This is a genomic window from Rubricoccus marinus, from assembly GCF_002257665.1.
Classification (GTDB): domain Bacteria; phylum Bacteroidota; class Rhodothermia; order Rhodothermales; family Rubricoccaceae; genus Rubricoccus; species Rubricoccus marinus.
Window position 1 is genome coordinate 1 of sequence record NZ_MQWB01000015.1, and the last position, 21,265, is coordinate 21,265.

Sequence of the window (21,265 nt, forward strand, 5' to 3'; positions counted from 1 at the left end):
GGAGACCTCGCCGTCGAGCGGCGGCGTCTCGCCGAAGCCGGGGAGGTCCGGGGCGATCACGTCGCGCTCGGCGGCGAGGGCGTCGAGGACCGTCTCCCAGGAGCGCCACGTGCCGCCGAGCCCGTGGACGAGGAGGAGCGGGGGGCCGGTCCCCTTACGGACGTAGTTCATGTTCATGGGGGTGTCGAGCAGGACCTGAGCTAGAAGTTGTGGCAACAAGCTTTCACGCAGAGGCCGTGCGGGCCGTTCCGGGAGGGCGTGAGCGTGCCCCACGCCTTGGCCGGCGTCTCCGGAAAACGGCCCAATACTGACGGGCTGCGCTGTGTGTGGCAAACCGTACGAGTAAGGGCGTCCTGAGTCCTGAATCACGTCCGGAAAACAGAGTCCGTCAGCCTCACTTCGCTTACGCTTTCCGGACTGTCAACGCCCGAGGCCACGAACGACTGACCGGGCAGCCGCCGTCGCGACGCCGAGCCCTACGCTCCCAAGACGAACGCTGGCCGAGCGCGCGACCTTCGCCGTCCGCCGAGCGCTCGCGGCCGTCCTCGACGCCGGATCGGGTTGCTGCCCGAGACGCTGGAAGGCACGTCCGATCCTGCCATCGAGCGAGTGGAGCTTGCCGCGAGAGCCCGGCCCGCTCTTCCCAGCGAAGAGCACGGCGCGCGCACGGGACTCCCGGCGTCCGGCCGCCGCCGCCAGCGGGGACGGAGCCTCGCGCTGACGGCTCGCCGCGGCGTAGGCGTCGTTGGAGCGGACGTACGCCGCCCCTCTTTCCGCCGCCGCCGGAGCCGCCGCGCGTGCTGGGCCGTCCGAGGCGGAGCGGAACGCACCCCCTAGTCCGGGCCGCTTCTCGGTGCGGAGGGGGCCGAACGAGTCTGGGGCCGCCGCCATCCGTTCGGCCGTCGACGCGAGGCCGTCGCGCACGGCGGCGCGGGAGAAGGCGTGAGCGGCGGCGGAGGGGTCGGCATAAACCGACCCGAGAGCCTTCACGAACGACTGCCCAGACCGCTCCGCCGTGTCGCGAAGACCGGCGAGTTGGGTGGCGGCTCGTTCCCGCTCCCGAGTCCCCAGTCCGAGTACAGCCCCCCACTGGCCCTTCAGCCGGGCGAGCCGGCTGCGCTCGGCGACCATGGCCGCGAGTCGGTCGAGACGGCCGCCGGGGCGGAGGTCGCGATGCGCGGACCGTCTGGCGAGCGTGCGCTGGGTGAGGGTCCTCGCGCTCCCGACCACGACGCGCTTCGCCGCTCGCCGTCCCACGCGTCGCACGGATCGGGACGCCACGGTCTTCGGAGCCCGCGCGATACGCTCGTCGCCACTCTGCCCGCCGTCGAGGTCGACCGACCGGACAATCCCCTTTCCGATCCGGAGGGCGGCACCGGACCGTCGGGGCGACCGACCTGATCGCGTCCGTGACGACGCGAGGGATGGAGCCGTGCGCCGGGTGCCTGACTCTTCGACGTGCCGTGGTAGGACCTCTCGGTCCTCCTCATGCGCACGGAGCGGGCCGAACCGGGCCTCCAACTTCGGCCGACTGACGGACCGGGAGACCGACGACAGCTTGGCCTCCCGCGTCCCGTCGGTCACGACGGCCCCGCGGCCCTTCCGCTCGACGCGGAGCCCGTGCGCCGCCAGCCGGGCGTCGAGGTCGCGCCAGCTCGTCGCCGTCCGGAGGTCGGCGAGCGCCCGCGACCGGACGTCCGCGGCGAACCCGCGGTCCCGCCCCGACGGCGTCTCCGCCGTGGGGACGTCGGCCGTGCCACGCTCCACGGAGGGCGCTCGTGTGAGCTCGGCGTTTCGCCCGGTCCACCGGACGCCGAGCTCGCGCTCCTGAGTCTCGATGGATGTCCGGAGTCGTCGGTTGGAGAACGACGTGGACCACGCCTTTCCGTCGGCCCCGACTCGGCTGACCATCACGTGGACGTGGGCGTGGTCCGTGTCGGTGTGGGCGACGACGAGGGCGGGGTGGTCGCCCAGCCCGAGGTCCTGGAGCGTCCGGTCGACGGCGCCCCGGAGCTCGTCCCGCGTCGGGGCATCGGTCGGGTCGAACGACAGGGCGAGGTGGTAGACCGGCTTCTCGACCCGGCTCCGCGACAGGGCCACGTCCCGCTCCATCTCGGCCACGACCGCGCGGGGGTCGCGGGCCAGCGTGTTCCGCGTCTCGACCCACCCGACCCGACTCTCGTCGCCGACGAGGTAGGTCCCGAGGGCCTGGAAGCTGGCGCCCGTGCTCGCGGCTCCGATCACGGGTCCGCCAGAGGCGTACTCCCGCCTCGGAGACCCGCGATGGTCCGCCGGAGCTCGGTGACCAGCAGGTCGAGCTCGTCCCCGCGTTCGACCTGCCCGCTCGTGTTCGCGACGCGAGCGAGCTGGTTGAGGTTGACGCCGATCCGGCGCAGCTGGCGCTCGGCGTCGGCGTCCACGCGCGGGACCACTGAGCGGCCCAGCATCCGTCGCCGGGCGTACTCCGAGATCGAGAGACCGCCCGCCGACGCTTCCCGTCGGACGCGCGCCTTTTCAGCCGCCGTCAGCAGCACGTGGACTCTGGACGTCCGGCCGGTGGCCTCGGCCTTCTTCGGCCGCCCGCCTCGTCGTCGGCCGCGCTGGGCAGCAGGCTCGTGGGCCGGAGATGTCTCGTCTTCGGCGCGGCTGCTCTCGGGTTCGGATGGGGGCATGGGGAGGGGAAGAGACACGGCCTGAGCGTCGGCCACCGGCCGACCGCGAAAGCCGTTGGACGGAGAGAGCCGACGGTGGACCGGGACGTTTTCCTGCACAGGAAAACACTACTTGCCCGCTGCCCATAGCCGGACCGTTGGTACACGAGAAGGCGCCGTTTCGACGGGTGGACGGACACGGGGCGAGGAAAGGGAAAGGGGCCTGTCCGCTCGCGGCCCGGTTCGGCGCTGTTGCTCTTTGGACCCGCCCTTCCCCCTTGCTTCCAGAGAGCCCCGACACCTCGCCCGACACGACCCTCACATCCGACGGTGGAGGCCGGGTGAATCAGGTCCGTGCGGCTCTCCACGCTGCGGCTCAGTCGCCCTGGCCGAGCTCGTTCTCCGTCCTCCGCGCAGCGGTCGGCGGGGCCTCGTCTCGTCGTAGAGGAGGGGTCGCCCGAGCCCTCCGGATCGCGGGCGCCCTGTCGCTCTCGGTCCTCGCACTTTCAGCGGCGCGGCCACATCACGGTCCCCTCGGCCAAGCCTTCGTCAGCGTCGGCAGCGCCTTCGATCGGGTCCGCTCAGCTGAGGGCGAAGACGGCACCCCACCCGGACCCGCGGAGGTCGAACTCTTGCCACCAGCGAGAGAGGCCAGTGGGGTGCCAGCGAGCACAGTGAAACGCCGGCGACCGACCGGTGCTCGGCGTCTGCGGGGTCCGGTCGGCCTCCCCGTCCGGGGTCCTGTCTCGTCGCCGTTCGGGCCGCGCGTCCACCCCGTCTCCGGCCGCTGGTCGGTCCATCGGGGCGTCGACTTGGCCGTGCCCGTCGGGACTCCGGTCCATGCGACGGGGGCTGGACGTGTTGCGGCCGCTGGAGTGCGCTCGGGCTACGGGCTCACCGTCGAGGTCGCCCACGCGGGCGCCACCCTGTCCACGCTCTACGCGCACCTCGACGCCGTACCCGCCGGAGTCGAAGTCGGTGCGGTCGTCCGGCGGGGTACCGTCGTCGGGTGGAGCGGGGGCGTCGGTCCCCGAGCCGGTGTGTCGACGGGGCCGCATGTCCACTACGAGGTCCGAGTCGGCGGGGTGGCCGTCGACGTGCTGTCTGTCACGCGCTCGCACCGGACACAGAGGCTCGCTCGAAAGCGACCGACTGACCGGCACGAATGGGAGGCGAGACGACACAGCACCCGTGCTGGAATCCGCCCCGGTCCTCCTGACAGAGGCATTCCATGACCTGACCCAAAGAGAGCGGCGCCCCTCGTCGTCGTTTATAACGTTTAGAAGAGTTTAATACGTTTACGGCCAGTAAACGACTGTGCCCCAACACGATGCAGCTGCAAAGGTCCCCACTTACAGGACGAAAGGTCCCCGTCTACGGGATGAAAGGTCCCCACTTACAGGATGAAAGGTCCCCGTTTACAGGACGGGCGACGCCAGAGTGTGCAGGGGTGTCAGAATCGCCCATTCCGAGCCGCCAGGACCTGTTTCAGGAGTCGAACGCCCGAAAGGTCCCCACTTACAGGATGAAAGGTCCCCGTTTACAGGATGGCCGCCGTGCCCAAGCGGCTAGGAAAGGTCCCCGTTTACAGGATGGGATGTGCCGATCCGGCTCGTCAGGGCCTGTTTCAGCGGTCGGGAGAGAGAAACGGACGGACACTGCCGCCGACCGGTCTGGTTGCGGGGGAGGAGGGGAGTCGTTAGCCTCCGGGTCCACCGCTCCACGGACCCCCGCTCGAAGCCCGCTCGGCATGCTGATCGCCGGAAACAACGTCGAGGTCAAGAAGCACGTCGGGGCGATCCACGTCAAGGGCGCGCTCCTGCTGCTGCAGCGGAAGGCGGCCAACGCGCTCCTGCTCAACGCCTACGACGAGCTCCCGGACGACTCCGTCAAGGAGCACACCGTTCGGGTCTCCGACCTCGCCGCGGCGATCGGGTACGACTCGAACGACCACGAGACGCTCAAGCGGACGCTCGAGGCGCTCGTCGACCTCAAGATCACCTGGAACCTGCTCGACCCCTCGGGGCAGCGGGAGTGGGGGGTCGGGTCGTTCCTGGCCTCGGCCCGGATCAAGGGTGGCGTGTGCCGATACGCTTATCCGGCCCCGCTCCGCGAGCTGCTCTACAACCCCCAGATCTACGCCCGGGTCAACCTCGCCGTCCAGACCCGGTTCAGCTCGGGCCCCGCGCTCGCGCTCTACGAGAACTGCCTCCGCTTCCTGAAAGTGGGGACGACGGGCTGGATCAGCCTCGACGACTGGCGGGGGCTGCTCGGGGTCGGCGACGGGCAGTACGCCGAGTACAAGAGGTTCCGGTCGAAGGTGCTCACGCCGTCGGTCAAGCAAGTCAACGAGCAGAGCGACATCCGCATCAAGATGGAGACGCGGCGGGAGAAGCGCCGGATCGCCGCGCTCCGGTTTTCGGTCGAGCGCGGCCCCACCCTGAACGAGGACGCTCTGGTGGGGGAGAACGGGCTGGCGGTCGTGATCGACGCGGCTGCCGAGGCGCCCCAGACCGAAGCCCTGGATCTGAACGTGGCCGTCCGGAACCGGCTCGCGGAGTTCGGTTTGACGGACGCTCAGGCGTCTGACCTCACGGCCGAGTTCGCCGCCGACCGGGTCGACCGGAACCTGGGGTTCGTCGAGGACAAGCTAGCCTCGGGCGGCGACGTCAAGAACCTGGCCGCGTACACCGTTGCCGCTGTCCGCGGCGACTACGAGCGGAGCGGCCGGGCGGCGAACCGGAAGCGGACGACCGCGCAGCAGAAGGCGGCCGAGAAGGCTGCGGCCGCGCAGCAGGCCCTCTTCCCGTCACCGGCCGTCGTCGCCGTCCGGTCCCTCGGGGACGAGGACGACGCCGAGAACCGCCAGCTCGACGCGGCGACCGACGCGCTCTCGGACACGGACCGGGCCGCGCTCGACGCCGAGGCCGTCGACCTGCTCCGGGAGTCCGGGAGCGGGTGGTGGCGCGAGATCGAGAAGGCCGTGGCGTCGGGCGAGACCGACGGCCTCGGAATCGCCGTCCGGTCTGTGCTCCAGGTGGCTCGGCGGGATGTGATGCGGGCACGAGAGCAGTGAGCCTCGAGATCACGGCTTAACCTCTCGGGCAGCGTCCCAGCACCGAGAGACGGGTCGACCGTCGTGAAGGGCCATCGCCCGCAGCGCTCCAAGGCACTTTCCGGGAGGCAGCCCCGGCGTGAGAGGGCGAGGTCGCCTGAGCGCGAAGGAGCAGGCAGCCCGTTACGCGCAGTGCGTAACGCACTTTGCGTAGTACACATCCCTAAGGGGAATCTCTCGGGATACGTGCAAAATGTCATCACAGCGCCTAGGGATCAGCCAACGCTGGGTAGGGAGGCCGGTTTGGGAGCGACGAGCTAGCCCCCTCAGCCCCGACTGTCCGAGGAGGTGCAGTCTTGCTGGGCTCCGACTCGTCTCCAATGGTTATTCCGTTATTGTATGGTAACCCATGTAGCTTGACCTTACCGGACAGACGGCAGCCTGGGCAACAGACCCGTCAAGGAGCCGAAGCGTCGCCGGTGGCATGACTCGGGGGCTGAGCGGGCTCGACGTATCTACCTCGCCCGCACCCAGTCGAGGAACGCCCGGCATTCTCGCTCGGTGCCTTCGACCACGGTCGCAGCGAAGCGGTCGCAGTAGCTCTCCTGGACCGTCTCCGGCGGGGCTCCGAGGTCGTCGAGGACGACGGACAGGATGTCGAGGTGGAACAGGTCTCCGCTCTCGAACAGCTGCTCGACGGCGTCGATGGCCACGCCGTTGCGGTGCTGGAGCTGGAGCAGGCGGACGAGGAGGTCATCAGACATGGAGCAGGGAGACGTGTTCTGGAGCGCGCGGGCCGATAGCGTTTGCCCAGTGTGCAGGGTCGGCCTCGACGGCTCCGCCCATGACCCTGCCGTCGCGGTGGGTGCCGTCGGGGGCCTCACCTCTGGGGTCGACGGTGGGAATCAGGATGGCTCTTGGGCATCGAGCCCGTCGAACCGCCGGAAGTGCTTGAGGTTGAACGTCCGGACGTCCGTGAGCCCGCGCGCGAGCGCCCACGTCGCGTGGTAGGCGTCGGCGAAGTCGACGTTCTTCTCGGCGTGCCACTCGGCGGCCTGGACGATCCCGTCGGCGTCCTCGACATCGAGCCCTGGGGTGTGGCAGAGGACCAGGACGGCGTCGCGGACTTGGGGTTTGGTCCGGCCGTAGAACGACCCGAGGGTCCAGACGACCTCGGCCATGACCAGGACCGAGGTGACGAGGCGGACCTCGCCGGCCTCGGCCCGGTCGAGCAAGGCTTCGACGCGGTCGGCCTGCTCCGGCACGTCGTTCGTGAGGTAGCGGAGGAAGACGTTGGTGTCGAGGAAGAGCGGGCCGCGAACCTCGCCGGTCTCCGCGCTGGCCGACGCGCTCGTGGGCGGGCGGTCAGTCGGCATCGGTCTCGCCATCGGCGTTTGCAGAACCGGCGTCCCGTGTCAGACGCTCCGAACGGACGCGTCGAGTGGCGTCGCGGACGGCGTCGAAGTCTTGAGGTCCGTCGACCGGGACCGAGCCTCGGAGGTCGCGGAGCGACTGGCGGACAGGCCGCAGGACGACCTCGCCACCGCGCTCGACGAACGCGACGCGGTCGCCGACGGCGAGGCCCATCGACTGGCGAACGGCCTTCGGGACAGTGATCTGGCCTCGGCGGCCGATTCGGGTTGAGGGCATGTCGAACGAGTGGTTGACAGTCTAGACGGAGAATGTACGTCAAGCCTCTGATTGAGCTGCAATTCCTGTCCAGGCCAACGTCCCCTCCGGACGTTCTGCGCTCGGAAGGCGAACGCGACATAACGGGCCTTACGTCACCTCACGATCTGACTTCCGATAAGGACAATTTATCGGAAACCGACCGGCTGGTCCGACTTATTTTTGGATGGCTGCTCTGGGCAGGCGGAGTGGCCTTGTATGCAATAACAGCTATACACCTTGTCCTCCGACCTTGTCCCTCTCGACGTCGCCTACCTGCCCGCCGCGCTCGCGGCTGACGCCGAGTCCGCCCGCCGGTTCGCCGAGGCGGCCCGGTCCGACGCGACCCTCCGGGCGTACCGCTCCGACTGGGCCGACTTCGCCGCGTGGTGCGGGGACCGCCAGCTCGTGGCCATGCCGGCGACGCCTGAGACCGTCGCCTTATATATAGCGTCCCGCGCCGGGGCCGGACCCGACGGCGATAACGGGCGGCCGACGGCGCCGCTCAAGGTGGCCACGCTCGAGCGCCGGATGGCGGCGATTAGCCAGGCCCACAAGCTGGCCGGCGTCGAGAGCCCGGCATTGAGGTCCCGCGAGCCGCTCCACTCCGTGTGGGCCGGCGTCGTGCGCACGCTCGGCGCGGCGCGCGAGAAGGTGGCCCCCGCGCTCGCGGCCGACGTGGTCGCGATGGCCACCGCCTGCGACGAGGCCGTCCGCCTCGGGGAGGCCGACCCCGAGGCGGCGATGGGGACTGCGCTCCGGGGCCGGCGCGACAAGGCGATGCTGCTCCTGGGCTTCGCCGCGGCGCTCCGGCGGAGCGAGCTCGCGGCCGTGCGGACCGAGCACCTCTCGTTCACGCCCGACGGGCTGAGGCTCCTCATCCCGAAGTCCAAAAGCGACCAGGAGGGCGCGGGCCAGGTCGTCGGCGTGGCCTACGGGAGCCGGGCCGAGACGTGCCCCGTGCGCGCGGTGCGGTCGTACCTCGCCGCGGCCAGCCGGGAGCTGGCGGATCAGGGACGGCCGTCCCCCCTCTCAGGACCCGTCTTCCGGTCGGTGGACCGCTGGGGCCGACTCGGACGCAAAGCGATCACAGGGCGGACGGTCGCGAACGTGGTCAAGGCCTACGCCGAGGCGGCCGGCCTCGACCCGACGCTCTACGCGGGTCACTCGCTGAGGGCGGGGTTCGCCACGACGGCCGCCCGCGCGGGTAAGCCCGACCGGGCCATCCAGAAGCAGACCCGGCACAAGAGCGCCGCCATGCTCGCCGAGTACGTCCGCGAGGGACGGCTCTTCGACGAGAACGCCTCCGAGGGGATCGGGCTGTAGCAACCGTCAGGACGATCCGAGTCGAGTAGAATATCGAGCAACACAACTGATGTAATGAGGCCGTATCATGCCGGACCTCCGCCCCGCGCCCACATGCCTGCCTCCCCCCCCAGCCGGTACGTCCGCAAGCAGTTCAGCGTCACCCCCGAACAGGACCGGGCGCTCAAGCGCTGGAGCCGAGAGCTCGGTGTGTCCGAGGCCGAGCTCGTCCGCCGGGCGCTCGACGCCGCGCTCGCCGACGGTTCAGTTACCTTACCTGCTGGTTCGCCACTCGACGAGCTTCTCGCTCATACTAGAGAACTCGGCGACGGTCGCCGCCTGGAGGGTGGGTGGGACCGCGAGGGCCTCTATGACGACCGGGGCTACCAGCGCGATCGCGACGACGCGGCCGGGGCGTAGCGGTGGCCCAGTACCTCCTCGACACAAACGTTCTCGTCTACGGCATCGACAGTCGCGACCCTGATAAGCAGGACCGCGCGCTCGATGTACTCGCCCGCGTTGGTCGGCCAGGACCGACCGGTCCGTCGGCTACGCTCCCAGCTCAGGCCCTCGCCGAGTTCTCGCGCGTCACCATGTTCCGGCTCAGGCCGCCGGTCCCACCCGACCGCGTCTACCACCAGATCGGCCTCTACGAGCGGACCTTCCCGGTCGTCCCGTTGACTCCGGCCGTCGTGCTGGAGGCGGTCCGGGGCGTCCGGGACCACCAGTTCCCGTACTACGACGCGCAGATCTGGGCGGCGGCCAAGCTGAACCAGGTGCCCGTCGTGCTCAGCGAGGACTTCGCCTCGGGCTCGACCGTCGAGGGCGTCACGTTCGTCAACCCGTTCGATCCGGCTTTCGATACCAGCGAGTTGTAAGTCCAGACGTTCGCGCGCCTAGTGTCTCGGTGTCTGAGCGAGTCCGACAAAGCCAGCACCGAAGAGTGATCGGATAAAGGCTCGTAGCGTCTCAGTCAACGCGTTCGAGGGCACTAAATACATGGCCTACGACCCCTCTCGTCCGAACCTCCAAGTCGCCGGGCGCACGCTGCTCGTCGGCGGCTTTCACATCGCGAGTGCGACCAGGAAACCGGGTTACGTCCTCCTCAGAGCGTCCCGCATGGACGAGTTCGGAGTGGTGCAGGAGTATGCGTTCGCGATCTCGGAGAGGGGCCAGATGACGGCCGCCCAAGCCGACGCCGCTGCCACCGCCGCCGATCACTACGGGGCGCACCTCGTCCTGGTCGCAGAACGGGCCGACGGCCGCCAGACCGTCGCATGGGACCGGTTCATCTCCCTGTTCGGAGGGCCGGTCTTTAGTGCGTCCCCGCTCGACCCCTCCTTCAGGGATCGCCTCGTAACGCTGGGGCGGAACGAGTTGCCAGCGGGTGTGGTCGGTCGGCCGGACGACCTTTTCGAGGCCCACGTGCGAGTCGCCCTCGAGTTCGCCCTGTGGGGGCGAGTAGTCCGGTACGGGCAGGACCGGCGGTTTGAGGCGCGGGCAGACGGGCTGGTGCTGAAGGACGACTTCGTGTCCATCTACGACGCGAAGGCCGCCGGCGGCGACGGCTACGACGTGACCAAAACCACCGCCCGGCAGTTTGCTGACTACGTCGAAGACTTCCGCGCGAGGTACAGGGCGTTCGTGCCACGGATCCACTCGTTCCTCGTAGTATCAACGTCGTTCAAACAGGGAGCGAAAGCCCTCGCCGAGAGGTCCCGCGACCTCCAAGCCGATTGTGGCGTACCGTTGACGTTCCTAACCGCTCCAGCGCTCATGGACATCATCGACATGCTGTCGGTCTACCCAGCCGCCCGGGGGGCCGTCCGGTGGAGCCGAGTCATGCTCGACGTGGTCGTTGACCCCGCTCGGGTCCGGTCTGAGCTCGACGCGATCGGCAAGGACGGAGTCGTCCGGCCCACACTGTCCAACTGAGGCCCCGTGGGTACATCCGTCAGCCAACGGTCACCGAAAACCACGATGTGGAAGGTGGTCGACCGTGTTTACGAGTCCGAGAGGTTTCCGGTCGAGCGCGCAGCCCAGGAGTTGTGGAGAGCGGCAACGAGCCAGCCTAGTGGAGACATTGCAGCCGGCCTCGCGTCCGACGTAGTCGCCGCCTGTCTGGACGTGGCCCTAAACGCGGGGTCACGCTCTGAGGCCTCGGCCTCTGCGGGTCTTGCGGTCGCGTTTTCCGGTGAGGCTTCGCTCGCAGCGGACATCGCCCGACGCGCGGCTGTACGGAGCGTTGGGGCGGAAGGGGACCGAGCGCTCGGGTTCGCCCGGGCTTTGTTCTCGGAGGCGAGCAACTACCTCGTCTCGCGCGACCTCCCTGGGTTCGTCGGGCCGAGTGGGAGGGCGCAGACCGTCGGTCAGGCCGTGGAGCTGAAGGCAGCCGTCCGATCGAGGGTGGAAGCGGTGGTGGAGGAGGGACCCCGGCCCCCGACCGGGGCGGGTCCGGAGTGGTCCGGTTACGTCAGGGCCATCGTTCAAAGGCTCGCAGGCAGATGAGCGTGACCCACACCGATCACGTCGCGACCGTCGTCTTCGACGAGGTGGGAGGGGACGGCCTATTGCTGAAGCCGGGGGCCAACCTCAAACACGGCCTGCCGAACTTCGAGGAGCAGTTCGGGGCGCCGACGAGCCTCGAAGAAGACCTCCTCGTCTTGGCTTCGGCCATCTTCGCGTGCGACCTCGCGTTCAAGAGGGGCGAGCGCGAGGCCATCACCCGGCGGATCCGCCTGACAGTCCCGGTCGTGAATACGGCCGCGTTCGAGCGGGTCCGCCGAGAGCTCCAATTCGCGCTCTGGACGCTTAGCCACGATGCGTGGGACGTTCGATTCACGGCGCGGGAGGGGACACCCGAGGCGAACGGCGCCTTCCAAGCGGGGTCACCAGGGAAAGCCCTCCTGTTCTCGGGCGGGCTGGACTCTTTCGCCGCCGCGGTCAAATTCGGTGACGCCGGGGAGACCGTGAAGCTCGTGAGTCACGTCACGGCCAACCGGGCGGTCTCGTCCTCCCAGGAGAACCTGCTCGCCCATTTGGACGACCGGTACCCCGGTCAGTTCGAACGGGCAGCGTTCCGCGTCAGCGGGTTCGACCGGAGCTCCGTCGGGCTCCCGTTCCCCTCAGACTCGGACCGTGAGGAGACCCAGCGCACGAGGTCGTTCCTCTTCCTGTCGCTCGCGGCCTTAGTTGCCCGGCGAAACCGGATACAGGACGTCGTCATGATCGCGGAGAACGGCCAGATGGCGATCCACCTCCCCCTGACCGCCGCACGGATCAGCGCGTTCTCGACTCACACGGCGCACCCCGAGTTCGTCGCGACCATGGGACCGATCATGAGCAAGCTCCTCGGGTACCCCATCGAGATCACGAACCCTTTCCTCTATCTCACGAAGGCCGAGGTAGTCTCGGACGTGGTCCGGGACCACGCGGACCAGCTCGCCCACGCCGTGAGTTGCTGGAAGGCGTCCCGCGTGCGCAAGGACTACAACCACTGCGGGTACTGTGTCCCCTGCCTCATCAGGAGGGTCTCGATCGAGGCCCACGGTACGGCCCTCCCCGAGTACGCCAGAGACCTGCTCACAGAGGACGTCGGAGACCTCAGACCGGACGACGACGGGAAACGGAATCTGGTGGAGCTCTGCGAGTTCGTTGCGACCATCGATGGGCGCAGCCAGGCGGCGTTGGAGGACGAGTACCCCGACCTCATCAACGAGCACATCGACCCGGTCGAGGCCATCGGGATGTACAAGCGGTTTGCCACCGAAGCCAAAGCCGTGTTCTCCTCCTACCCGAACGTCGCGAAGCTCTTCTGACCCGTGCGACTAGCTCTCTCTCAGGTGGAGGACGCCCTCCGAGACCCCGCTGCGTGGGCGCGCCGCCTCGCAGAGGACAAGGGGGATCCGAGGACCTACTCCCGGTCGAACGCTCTCCGCCACGCGATAGGGTACTATCACAGCCTAGGAGCAGACGGCCCGTACGCACGAGAGTACCTCGAGGCCCAGCTCTCAGAGAAGTTCAAGGAGGGGCGAAAGAGCGAGGAGACGAGGGACCAGCTCGATTGGTACATCGACCACTGGGAAGGCCTTGAGCGCGGCGGCTGGCTGTGCGCCGACCTGAGAGTGAACGTCACAGTCCCGAGTCCGCCCTGGGTACGCGACGACTTCCGGTGTTCGGGACAAGTCCTCCGCTTCGACATCGTCCCTGATGGCGGCTACGCCGCTTGGATCGTGACGCAGGAAGGGGCACCGGAACGCCTAGGGGGGATTGAGCCCCTCTTGCTCCAGTACGCCGTGGCCGACCACCTCTCCATCCCGCTCTCGGAGGTGGTCGTGGGGATCTACGGGTTCAGGGACCGGTTCGTCGGAACGACGAGCGGCGACGACGCAGCCGTCCTGGAAGCGCGAGACGAGTTCTTTGAGCTGCTCGCACGGCTCGATCTGAAGGAGAAGTAGTGGGCTGGGTAGGCTGAGTCACGTAGCAACGTCCGGTGACGTGCTAAATCGGACTGGGCAACCTCGACGCGCCGAGTATGTGGAGAACATCTTGTTGCCTGCTCCGGCGACGCCAGCCTGACGAGAAGAGTTGTCCGTTGATGTGGAAGTGTCCACCCAATGAACAGCTCTCACGGACGCTCAGGCGAAGCGCATCACGGCGTCCGACTCGCCTCCCCGACTTCGGCTGCGGAAGAACACGGAGACGTCGCCATCGGACGAAACCTTCAAGGCAGTCCCACCCCATCGGTAGGCGGACTCAGCGGCCGTCGTTCGGGCGCCGGGGTGGCCTCCGACGTCGGGGTGAGGCGAGACCATCGCGCCAACTGCGAGGACGCGCTCGGCGTCGAACAGGACAGCACCGTCGAGGCTCGCCAGTTCTAGGAGGACGCGCTTCCGTCGCTCGGCGTGGTCGATCGCGCCCATCGCGATCTCCGACGCCACGTCGGCCAGCATCGCGCGGGCCGCGTCGGGACGGGCGTCTTCTCCCCACAGGACGGCCTCCCGGTTTATGACGTGGGGGAGGACGACGTGGTCGGGGTCGTACACCAGAAGCGCCCCATGGCGCTTGTAGCTGAGGTCGAAGACGACCTCGAAGAGGTTGGCACCGACGCGGTAGTGGGCGTTCCCCCCGAGGGCGTCGACGATCGCGTTCTTGAACGTGGCGTTGTCGTAGACGTACCACGCCCCCTTACGCTGCGCCGCGAGGAGGCCGTCCGGATCCATCAGTACGAGGTCGCCGCGAGCCGTGAGGTGAACCGAGACCTCACCGTCGCCGAGGTGCTCGTAGACGGGGTGGAGAAACTCTGGGTGGAACTTGTAATCGTCGGAGTCTTCGACCTCGGTCCAGAGAACGTCCTCACAACTCAGAAACCCGAGGGCCGGGCCAACTCGGAGGTAGACGTGCGGTGAGGTGGCGAGCGGGTCGAGGACCTTTTGGATCGCGGGGTCCGTGACGTCCTGGTCCCCTTCCTCCTGACAGACCACGAGGTTGACCGAGACCGGCGCGTTCTCGTAGCTCCGCTGGCGGAGCCGCTCGACGTACGAGAGGAGCTTGATCCAGTCGACGGGGGGGGCCATAAGGTCGAGCCATTTCAAGACGAGCGCCTCCTGAACAGCCTCGATCTCGCGCGGGCGCGGAGGGTCCGATAGCGTGTTCAACCACTCGTCGAGGGAGGCACGGGCGGTACCCCAGAGCCGGTTGAGGTGGGGGGTCAGCCGGCGCGTGCTCTGGAACGTCCGGGTCGTGCCCCCCACCGTCAGGGATTTCTGGTGTGGACCCTGATCGGCGTCGTACCACTGCGGCACGATACCAACGACGGCGGACAGGAGCGGCTCAGCGCGCGGGTCGGGAGCGTCCGGCATCACGCCCCACCGTCCGCAAGGGTGACCACGTCCGGCGGAATCCAGGGGTCGGCGATGGCGTCAGCGTAGGCGGCGTCGAGCTGGTCGCGGAGCGCGACGAGGGCGGCCAGGCGGCGGACGATGCCACGGAGGTGGTCCTTCTCAGCGAGCGTGAGCGGCCCATCGCGCCGGTTCCGGTCGCGGTAGCCGAGCCACTTTTTGACGACGGGGTACCCCCCAATCTCGACATCCCAGACCGCCTCGGGGACGTCCTCGAAGTAGACCTCGTCGCTGATGTGGAGCGCACCGTCGCGGTCGCCGGGGTCGTCGTCGGCCTGGTCGGGGACCGGGCGCCAGCCGCCATTGGAGCCGCCAAAGTGGAGGATCTCGACGCGGAGGTCGCCCTCGCGGACGGGGCCGCCGCCGACACGGCGGAGCTTGGCGAGGGCTGCGAGTCGGTCGTCCCCAAGAACGGCGCGGGCGACGGGCTCGGCGTCCTGGAGCGGGTCGAGGAGCGTGGCAATCTGGCCACCGAGGGCGACGGCCCGGTCGAACACGTGCGGGTCGCGGGGGACCGGGACGCGCGCCCAGTCCTGGGAGAGCGCGTCGCGGTGGTCGTCCTGGTAGGCGGGCGCGTGGAGGAGGGCGAGCGAGACGCGGAAGAGCCGCCGGACAAAGCCGCGGGCGTCCTCGCCGGAGAGATCCCCGTCAAGCCCGAACGTCTCGCGGGCATGGTCCCACACCTCCGAGAAGAGGTTGGCCGCACGGACGACGCGTTCGGGCTGCGCCTCGGTGAACATGTCGCCCTCGACGGCAGGGACGACGTGGTCCACGTCCGCTGGGAAGGCCGCTGGTCCTCGGTCGTGGAGGTGGTGGTCGAAGAGCGAGGTGGCGAGGAGCGGGAGGCCCTCGCTCGTCTGGCGGGCCTCAGGAACGGTGACGAGCAGCTCGTTGCCGTGGATGTTCTCGCCGAGCTCCACCCGGCGCTGCTCATTCATGAGCTTGATCGCCTTCTCGTCCGGGTGGTCGGCGTAGTACGACCGCTCATAATAAATGAACCGGGCGTCGAGGGGGAAGACGACGTAGGGCTCGACGGCGTCGGAGTCGAAGGCGGAGTGCTCTTGGAGCGCTTCGCGAACCGCCACGTAGTCGTAGCGCGCCCAGTCCTTCGCGAGCCCCGGGTGGTCGGCCGCGAAGTCATCGTGCGACACGTCGTCGGAGAAGTAGGCCCGCATCCGTTCGGCGAGCGCGTCGCGGTTGACGTCGACGAGGCTCTTCTCCTGGAGTCCCCGGTTCGGGTTCACGCCCTGCACGCGCTGCTCGAACAGCTCATCAAGGCCGTACCAGTCCTCGTAGCCGCCGGTCGTCTCGTACGGGAGGAGCTTGTAGGTCCGCTCGCGGGTCGGGGCGGCCAGCGCATCGTAGGACCGGGGGCCTTGGGGTAGGACGGCTGCCTCGTCGGCCTCCGCCTCGGTGAGTTCGTCGAGCGAGCGGAGGAGCGCGGCGCGCTTGGCGTCGGCGCGGCCCCAGAAGTCGCGATAGTGGACGGCGGCGGGGCCGCCGGCGTCGTGGTCGGGCCGCTTGACGAGCGTGGTGATGGCCGTTCCCGGCTGGATGCCACGGGGGTCGCGGGCCGTCGTGAACACGCTCTCGTCGGCGCCGCCGGCCCCCGAGGGCGCCCAGTCCGGGATTCGCTTGCCGGTCCGGTACTTGTCGCCGTTCAGGTTGTCGACCCAGACCTCATCGAAGTGCGAGAGCAGCGACTCCCGCATGAGTGGGTGGGACCGCCCGCGGAGGAACGAGTTGTTCGAGATGAATGAGACGACACCATGGGGGGCGTGGACCCCGACGCGCTCCTCGGCGACGCGGAAGAACCGGACGTAGAGGTCCTCGAGCACCTGCTTGCGGATGCCGTACTCGGAGTAGAGCCGGGTGGACCCGACCTTCCTCCCGTTATCGTTGCGCGTGACGCCCTGGTAGGCGTCGAGGATGAACGCCTCCTCCTCCACAGGGACGCCAGCGAACCGGTTGTAGGGCGGGTTGCCGAGGACGACGATGACCTCGGCGTCAGTCTTGACCTGGAGGGCCGCGTCGCGCTCCTCCTTGAGCTCAGGGAAGTTGAGGTCGAGCTGGCTGCCCCCGGACCATCCCGTGAGCGCGTTCGTCAGGAACACGCCGGGGCGGTGATCCTTGCCCGGCTCGGCGCCGAGCGAGGCGAGAAGGAGGTGGATCTGTAGGTGGGCGACGACAAACGGCGCGGTTAGGATCTCGAACCCGAGGACCCGTCGCTCGACAGCCCGGAGGAGTGTGTCTCCGAGCTCGTCCTCGACGCCATCGCGACGGAGAGTTTCAGCGATACACGCGAGCGTCTCGATGAGATAGGCGCCGGTCCCGCAGGCCGGGTCGAGCACGACGACGGACTCGTCGGCGAGGCCGCGGGCGAGGCCCATCTCACGGAGGAGGGCGTCGGCACGGCGGACCTGGTACCGGACGACTTCGGGCGGGGTGTACCACACGCCAAGCTCCTTGCGAAGGTCGGGGTCGAAGGTCTCGAGGAACGGCTCGTAGAAGTAGACGACGGCCGAGGCGATGGTCCGGCCGAGGTCGCCGACGCCTCCCCCCTCCCCTGCTTCTCCCCCGGCTACCCCCTCGTCGGCGCCGTCCGCCAGCGGGGCGAGGGCGGGGATGTCGAGGCGGCGGAAGAACCGGTCCTCGTCGACGCGCCCGAGTGTCTCCGTGGCGAGGTCGAGGTAAGGCCGGAGGCCGAGCTCGGCGAGGCGGCGGGGGTGCTGAATCTCGTGGAAGAGCCCGCTGAGGAACGGGAGCCGGAGGTGCTCGGCGATGTCGCGCCAGTGGAACTCGCGTTCGCCGTCGGCGTCGCGGTCGAGGTGGGAGAGCGTCCACCCCGCGAAGAGGCCGTAGTAGACGGTCTGCACAAGCGACGAGCGGAAAAACTCCTCGCCCTTGGCGTCGGCGAACGTGACGCCTAGGGCCTCGCCGAAGTCGTCGGCGAGCGCGCCGACGGCGTTCGTGAACTGGGCCGGAAAGTCGGCCTTGGCGCGGCGGGCCTGGCGGGCGAGGACACGGGCGAGCGTCTCGGGCTCACCGATCGGCGCGTAGAGCGTGGCCGCCCGCTCGAGGAGCTCGGCAACCTCGGCCGCGACGCGGGCGGGGCGGCGGCCGTCGGCTAGGGCGTCCTCGGAGGCCCAGATCTCAACGACCTCGTGGAGCGTCCGGCGGTCAGGCGGGACGGGGCCGTCGCCGGACCAGTCGGCGTCGGGCGTGAGAAGCGCGAACTGGCGGACGGTCGAGAGGACGACGACGCCGGTCCGGGCGAGGTAGCGGCCGACCTGGTCGTTGGTCCCGGTCGAGAAGGCGAGGTCGCGGATGTCGGCGTCGGGCCGCTTGACCTCGAAGCAGACGGTGACGAAATCGCCTCCGCCGTCGTACAGGGCCAAGTCCGGGACGTCGCGGCCGCCCTTACGCCTCTCGCTCGTGTTGGTGCGAACGTCAGCGGGGAGTCCGAGGTGCCCGAGGAGCCGCTGGACGAGCGTCCGGAGGGCGGGGTAGTAAGTCTCCTCGCGCGTGGTGTCGGCCGCGGCGAGGGGGGCGACGTCGTCGGCGTAGGCGTCGAGCGCTTGCTTGGGCGTCATGGGGGGACGGTTGGCGGGGGGCCAAGTTCGCACACGTCGACAGCCGTCACCGAGACGGCAAACGAAGTGTCACGGCTCCGAAGACGTTCGCCCGTCGACCACGTCCGCAAAGCGGATCCAAGGGACGACGCGGGGATTCTCAGGCACGTTCAGCGGGTCGTACTCCGAATCGTCCTCCCGCTTGTGCTGTACGGACTCGTGAACACGTTCCCTACTTCGTAGCGTGCGGGACTTCCACAGATTGAGGTGGGGCAGCCTCCTCCGCCATCGGCTCGACCACCTCATCTTTGGGAAGACCTCCGCGAGGTGCCACGGGCCCGTCAGTGAGTTGTGGACGGAGTGCGACGGGCCGACCAACGGCCGGACCGTCCCTACGGCCTCTATGGCAGCGGCCTCGTCCACGTCGAGCCCGGCCCGGTGCGCCTCGACGAGCATCCACTCGAGAGCGATCCGGCCGAGGTGCCCCTCCTCCGCCGGGTACCCCCCGCCGACGTCGCTGTGGACGCCGGGGAACCAGACCTCGACGAGGTCCTCGGGGCCGCGTACGCGGTTCTGACGGAAGAACGCGCGCCGCTCGTCGACGGACACCGCGTGTCTGACCGTCCCGACTCCATCGAGCGACGCGGTGTAGGGGTACGTCTTCGGGTCCCACACCCAGCCGACGGAGCTCACGGTGTCCCAGAGGCCGAGGAAGTGGACGGGGCAGGGCCGGGCGAACGTCCGCTTGAACCCGGCGAGCCCGGACGCTCCGTGACCGAGCGCGACGTCGAACTCCTTCCCCGCGTAGAGCCGGACGGCGTAGTCGATGAGGTTGTCGTTGCCGCGTGGGAGGAGCCCGCACATGTGGAGGAGACCGGCCAACACGCGGGCCGTGTACGCCCCCCGGCTGAACCCGAAGATGTAGACGCGGTCGCCGGGCTCGTACGTCGCCATGAGGAAGCGGTAGGCGTCCTTGAGGTTGGCCGTGAGCCCGAGCCCGAACGCCATCCCGAACACCTTCATCACCGAGCGCGTGGCCGCGTTCAGGACGGGGCTCGCGCTGAAGGTCCCGATGCCAGGGTCGTAGAACGCGGCCTGTCGGTCGGGGTCGTCCTTCTCGAGAAGCTCGAAGAGCCGGACGACGTTCGTGTTCCGCTTCCCGTACTCGTTGTTCGTGCCGTCGAGGCAGAGGACGACGTTCTTGCTCATGGCGCTCCGTGTACGGGGTGGACATCGGTGGCTCTCGGGGCTCAGTCGCGGACGCTCCCCCGGTAGCGGACGAACACATGGCCGCCCCCCGTGATGGCGACGTCGACGTCGCCCCCGGCTCCAGCGGGCCGGGGCCAGTCGTCCCGCGCCCACTCCTTGTCCTCGGCGGGGTCCTCCGCATCTGTCCGGAGGATGCGCCAGGGGGCCACGCCGGCGGCGACGAAGCGCTCGGCCGTCGTCCGGCGGGGGTGGCCGTGGCCCTCGCCGGCCGAGAACACGACCCAAGTCGGATCGACGGCCCCGATGAACGCGGCCGAGCTCGCGTCGTCGGCGCCGTGATGGGCCGCGACGAGGACGTCGGAGGCGAGCGGGACGACCGGGGCGAACGCGATCATGTCGCGTTCCGTAGCCGCGGCTGCCTCCATCATGCGCTCCGTGCTCTCGGCGGCCTCCGACGTCCCGCGTGCCCGGCCGAAGGCGTCGCCGGCGATGAGGACCGACCCGCCCCGGTACGAGATCCGAGCGGCGACGCTGATCGCGTTTTTCCGCTCGCTCCGGCCCGTCAGTCCCCAATCGTCGGGCGGCTCGGGCGCGCCGGCGAGGAAGGTGACGAAGGCGTCGCCGTACCGGTAGGTAGCCCCCGGGGGGAGCTCGGTCCGCTGGAGGTTGACGTCGACGAGCTCGCCCGCCTCGGCGCGCGCGGTGATCGTCGAGTCGAGGCGCCGCCAGGTCTGGCTCGCCCCCTCCAAGAACCCGGTCCGTACGACACGTCGGACCCGGCCCCGGTAGGCGTCGAGGAGGCTGAGGGCGTCGTTGAGGTGGTCGACGTCGGGGTGGCTGATGACGAGGAGGTCGATGTCCTCGTCGTCCGGGACGACCTCGCGGACGCCGTCGAGGACCGGGTTGCCACGGACGTCGTCGCCGGCGTCGAAGACGACGTAGTGCCCACCCGGGAGGGCTGCTACGACGGACAGTGCCTGCCCCACGTCCAACACGCGTACGAGGGCAACGTCTTCTGGAAGGGCAGGTTGGGACTGGGCGGACGCGCCGACGCCTATTGCTAAAGCGACGGCGAGGAGCAGGAGATCTCGCATCGGCAGTGAGTCGCGGTGAGGTCAGGAGTAGAGCTAGAACGACTCCAGCGCCTCCGAGTAGGCGAGCAGGTCAATGGCCGGGACGGTACCGAGGCGCCGGAGAGCGATCTGGAACTTCAGGAAGAAGGTGATGAGCGCCTCCTCTTGCGTGCTGCGGCTCATCGCGAACCCCTCCTCGTAAACGGCGCGGAACGACCCGACGCGAAGCGCGCATCCAATGTCGATCTGGCCGTAGTCGTCCTGCTCTTGGAGGACCGCTTCGAGGCGGTTCCCCAGAGGGTCCGCCCAGTCCTCCGTTCCGCGGTAGGTGAGGATGCCTGCGAGGATGTTGCCGGGCTCCTTCGGGGGTGCAGTCCCTTCAACGTGATGGACGTGGGTGGACGTGCGGCGGAGACGCCGGACGCTGGCGGCCTTCCGAGCAGCGGCCTGGACGTTGCCGCGGTCGAGGACCTGCTTCACCTCGAAGACGGCGTATACGCTCTCAGCTGGGACGTACGTCCGGGCCTTCTCTCGGAAGATAAACGGCGTGTACTGCTGGTCGTAGACGACGACGTCGATCTGCTCGCTCTTGTACCCGTCGCTGTCGATGACGAACGCCTTGTCGACGCTGTAACGATTGGGGAGGTAGTCCCGGAGCCAGGGGATCCAGTGGTCCTCATGGGCGTCGCCCTTCGTGGGTCCATGGTCCTCGTCCTCGTGGTTCTCCAGCTCCGCGCACATCTTCTTCTGGAGCCGGAGGAAGCGCTCGCGGAGGTCGACCCGCTTGTTGTTCTCGACCCGGAGATCGGCCGGGGGTTCTGTTGTCGTCATG

At 68.9% G+C, this 21,265-nt stretch carries 19 protein-coding genes; 8 read left to right on the plus strand and 11 right to left on the minus strand.

Translation table 11 applies throughout. The features are described 5' to 3' along the window. From BSZ36_RS18445 to BSZ36_RS18455, 3 genes are all read right to left on the minus strand, one after another. Nucleotides 1-177: alpha/beta fold hydrolase (locus BSZ36_RS18445; RefSeq protein WP_143537000.1), on the minus strand; the 177-nt coding region annotated here is incomplete at its 3' end. Nucleotides 178-420: 243 nt separating this feature from the next. Continuing rightward, a complete protein-coding gene (locus BSZ36_RS18450) occupies nt 421-2,244 on the minus strand; it encodes a relaxase/mobilization nuclease domain-containing protein (protein ID WP_094552099.1) in 1,824 nt (607 codons plus the stop codon). Further along, nucleotides 2,241-2,672 carry a plasmid mobilization protein gene (locus BSZ36_RS18455; protein ID WP_094552103.1) on the minus strand — a complete coding sequence of 144 codons (432 nt, stop codon included), beginning with the start codon at nt 2,670-2,672 and terminating at the stop codon, nt 2,241-2,243. Before BSZ36_RS18455 ends, BSZ36_RS18450 begins: the two co-directional genes overlap by 4 nt. On the opposite strand from BSZ36_RS18455, the gene BSZ36_RS20205 reads away from it, so the two are divergent. Both BSZ36_RS20205 and BSZ36_RS18465 read left to right on the plus strand, forming a co-directional pair. Continuing rightward, complete coding sequence (locus BSZ36_RS20205; protein WP_425442714.1) at nt 2,663-3,886, plus strand: M23 family metallopeptidase; 1,224 nt, start codon at nt 2,663-2,665, stop codon at nt 3,884-3,886. The genes BSZ36_RS18455 and BSZ36_RS20205 overlap by 10 nt on opposite strands. A gap of 515 nt (nt 3,887-4,401) precedes the next feature. Continuing rightward, nucleotides 4,402-5,727 (plus strand): replication initiation protein, encoded by a 1,326-nt coding sequence (locus tag BSZ36_RS18465; RefSeq protein WP_179271296.1) that lies wholly within the window; start codon nt 4,402-4,404, stop codon nt 5,725-5,727. A 494-nt stretch (nt 5,728-6,221) separates the two neighbouring features. Here the strand turns inward: BSZ36_RS18465 and BSZ36_RS18470 are convergent, their stop codons facing one another. From BSZ36_RS18470 to BSZ36_RS18480, 3 genes are all read right to left on the minus strand, one after another. Continuing rightward, the gene (locus BSZ36_RS18470; RefSeq protein WP_094552108.1) at nt 6,222-6,470 is read right to left on the minus strand and encodes a hypothetical protein; all 249 of its coding nucleotides are present in this window, start codon (nt 6,468-6,470) and stop codon (nt 6,222-6,224) included. Between the two features lie 141 nt (nt 6,471-6,611). Further along, entirely contained in the window at nt 6,612-7,082 is a 471-nt protein-coding gene (locus tag BSZ36_RS18475; RefSeq protein WP_179271297.1) for a type II toxin-antitoxin system VapC family toxin, read from the minus strand. After that, a complete protein-coding gene (locus BSZ36_RS18480; protein ID WP_094552114.1) occupies nt 7,072-7,356 on the minus strand; it encodes an AbrB/MazE/SpoVT family DNA-binding domain-containing protein in 285 nt (94 codons plus the stop codon). Before BSZ36_RS18480 ends, BSZ36_RS18475 begins: the two co-directional genes overlap by 11 nt. 258 nt (nt 7,357-7,614) lie before the next feature. Between BSZ36_RS18480 and BSZ36_RS18485 the strand changes: the two genes are divergently transcribed. The 6 genes from BSZ36_RS18485 (at nt 7,615) to BSZ36_RS18515 (ending at nt 13,136) form a co-directional block, all read left to right on the plus strand. After that, a complete protein-coding gene (locus BSZ36_RS18485; protein WP_094552117.1) occupies nt 7,615-8,700 on the plus strand; it encodes a site-specific integrase in 1,086 nt (361 codons plus the stop codon). Nucleotides 8,701-8,793: 93 nt separating this feature from the next. Continuing rightward, complete coding sequence (locus tag BSZ36_RS18490) at nt 8,794-9,099, plus strand: ribbon-helix-helix domain-containing protein (protein ID WP_094552120.1); 306 nt, start codon at nt 8,794-8,796, stop codon at nt 9,097-9,099. Nucleotides 9,100-9,101: 2 nt separating this feature from the next. Further along, nucleotides 9,102-9,557, plus strand: coding sequence for a PIN domain-containing protein (locus tag BSZ36_RS18495; protein WP_094552123.1), 456 nt, complete (start codon nt 9,102-9,104; stop codon nt 9,555-9,557). 121 nt (nt 9,558-9,678) lie between these two features. Further along, nucleotides 9,679-10,614 (plus strand): PDDEXK family nuclease, encoded by a 936-nt coding sequence (locus tag BSZ36_RS18500; protein WP_094552126.1) that lies wholly within the window; start codon nt 9,679-9,681, stop codon nt 10,612-10,614. 575 nt (nt 10,615-11,189) lie between these two features. Further along, nucleotides 11,190-12,497 carry a 7-cyano-7-deazaguanine synthase gene (locus tag BSZ36_RS18510; RefSeq protein WP_179271298.1) on the plus strand — a complete coding sequence of 436 codons (1,308 nt, stop codon included), beginning with the start codon at nt 11,190-11,192 and terminating at the stop codon, nt 12,495-12,497. A 3-nt stretch (nt 12,498-12,500) separates the two neighbouring features. Further along, entirely contained in the window at nt 12,501-13,136 is a 636-nt protein-coding gene (locus BSZ36_RS18515; RefSeq protein ID WP_143537006.1) for a hypothetical protein, read from the plus strand. A gap of 180 nt (nt 13,137-13,316) precedes the next feature. Here BSZ36_RS18515 and BSZ36_RS18520 read toward each other — a convergent pair whose 3' ends face one another. From BSZ36_RS18520 to BSZ36_RS18540, 5 genes are all read right to left on the minus strand, one after another. Continuing rightward, nucleotides 13,317-14,540: a hypothetical protein gene (locus tag BSZ36_RS18520; protein WP_094552138.1), complete on the minus strand. Its 1,224-nt coding sequence runs from the start codon at nt 14,538-14,540 to the stop codon at nt 13,317-13,319. Further along, nucleotides 14,540-18,172, minus strand: a complete 3,633-nt coding sequence (locus BSZ36_RS18525) for a type ISP restriction/modification enzyme (protein WP_094552141.1) — start codon at nt 18,170-18,172, stop codon at nt 14,540-14,542. The genes BSZ36_RS18520 and BSZ36_RS18525 overlap by 1 nt, the downstream gene beginning before the upstream one ends. Before the next feature lie 69 nt (nt 18,173-18,241). Further along, nucleotides 18,242-19,360, minus strand: coding sequence for a T6SS phospholipase effector Tle1-like catalytic domain-containing protein (locus BSZ36_RS18530; RefSeq protein WP_094552144.1), 1,119 nt, complete (start codon nt 19,358-19,360; stop codon nt 18,242-18,244). A 41-nt stretch (nt 19,361-19,401) separates the two neighbouring features. Then, nucleotides 19,402-20,454 carry a ComEC/Rec2 family competence protein gene (locus BSZ36_RS18535; protein ID WP_094552146.1) on the minus strand — a complete coding sequence of 351 codons (1,053 nt, stop codon included), beginning with the start codon at nt 20,452-20,454 and terminating at the stop codon, nt 19,402-19,404. A 33-nt stretch (nt 20,455-20,487) separates the two neighbouring features. Beyond that, nucleotides 20,488-21,264, minus strand: a complete 777-nt coding sequence (locus BSZ36_RS18540; protein WP_094552149.1) for a DUF6602 domain-containing protein — start codon at nt 21,262-21,264, stop codon at nt 20,488-20,490. Nucleotide 21,265 lies beyond the last annotated feature (1 nt).

Excerpts from the sequence above, each read along its gene's own strand:
- BSZ36_RS20205 (WP_425442714.1), top strand. The coding sequence starts at position 2,663 with ATGGGGGCATGGGGAGGGGAAGAGACACGGCCTGAGCGTCGGCCACCG.
- BSZ36_RS18455 (WP_094552103.1), bottom strand. The coding sequence starts at position 2,672 with ATGCCCCCATCCGAACCCGAGAGCAGCCGCGCCGAAGACGAGACATCT.
- BSZ36_RS18465 (WP_179271296.1), top strand. The coding sequence starts at position 4,402 with ATGCTGATCGCCGGAAACAACGTCGAGGTCAAGAAGCACGTCGGGGCG.
- BSZ36_RS18470 (WP_094552108.1), bottom strand. The coding sequence starts at position 6,470 with ATGTCTGATGACCTCCTCGTCCGCCTGCTCCAGCTCCAGCACCGCAAC.
- BSZ36_RS18475 (WP_179271297.1), bottom strand. The coding sequence starts at position 7,082 with ATGCCGACTGACCGCCCGCCCACGAGCGCGTCGGCCAGCGCGGAGACC.
- BSZ36_RS18480 (WP_094552114.1), bottom strand. The coding sequence starts at position 7,356 with ATGCCCTCAACCCGAATCGGCCGCCGAGGCCAGATCACTGTCCCGAAG.
- BSZ36_RS18490 (WP_094552120.1), top strand. The coding sequence starts at position 8,794 with ATGCCTGCCTCCCCCCCCAGCCGGTACGTCCGCAAGCAGTTCAGCGTC.
- BSZ36_RS18500 (WP_094552126.1), top strand. The coding sequence starts at position 9,679 with ATGGCCTACGACCCCTCTCGTCCGAACCTCCAAGTCGCCGGGCGCACG.
- BSZ36_RS18520 (WP_094552138.1), bottom strand. The coding sequence starts at position 14,540 with ATGCCGGACGCTCCCGACCCGCGCGCTGAGCCGCTCCTGTCCGCCGTC.
- BSZ36_RS18525 (WP_094552141.1), bottom strand. The coding sequence starts at position 18,172 with ATGACGCCCAAGCAAGCGCTCGACGCCTACGCCGACGACGTCGCCCCC.
- BSZ36_RS18530 (WP_094552144.1), bottom strand. The coding sequence starts at position 19,360 with ATGAGCAAGAACGTCGTCCTCTGCCTCGACGGCACGAACAACGAGTAC.
- BSZ36_RS18535 (WP_094552146.1), bottom strand. The coding sequence starts at position 20,454 with ATGCGAGATCTCCTGCTCCTCGCCGTCGCTTTAGCAATAGGCGTCGGC.
- BSZ36_RS18540 (WP_094552149.1), bottom strand. The coding sequence starts at position 21,264 with ATGACGACAACAGAACCCCCGGCCGATCTCCGGGTCGAGAACAACAAG.